This window comes from Burkholderia sp. SIMBA_051, assembly GCF_046534915.1.
In the GTDB taxonomy this organism is placed as follows: Bacteria; Pseudomonadota; Gammaproteobacteria; order Burkholderiales; family Burkholderiaceae; genus Burkholderia; species Burkholderia ambifaria.
Window position 1 is genome coordinate 1 of sequence record NZ_JAWRXS010000050.1, and the last position, 467, is coordinate 467.

Here is a 467-nt window from a genome sequence, read left to right on the forward strand (position 1 = left end):
GTCAGGGAAGGAGTACGGATTCGACTTGATGCAAGGTGAAACTCAGATCGATGCCATTTCAGCGCATCCGGCAGCCGCCGCATCAGAGCTCTACAAGTTGGTCGATCTTCGTGGCAAGACGCTAACGGCTGACATGTCGATCATTGTTGTGATCGACGACCGTGGATCGATCGATCAAGCTGACAAAGAGGCTTCGGTACTTGGTCAGTATGCCGAAACATGGCCAATGCGGCGCCTTATTCACGCGGCATCAACAGCGACACCAATTCGTCACTAACCGTGATTCCTGCCCCGCCCCCGAGCGGGGCTTTTCACATCTGACCGGCTGCGTGATGATGATGCCGTTACGCGACCCGGAGTGCTCCATGCCTGCGATCAAACTGCGCATCCCGCGCGAAGACGTCTTCGAATTCAACGGCGATCTGTCTGCTTGGTCGGCCACCAGCGGCGTCGATCCTAAACTGGCT

The 467-nt window shown here is 56.5% G+C and carries 1 pseudogene; it reads left to right on the forward strand.

The window, feature by feature from the left end:
* A pseudogene (locus tag SB771_RS33475) lies at positions 1–277 on the forward strand (hypothetical protein); the annotation flags it as partial.
* Positions 278–467: the final 190 nt, after the last annotated feature.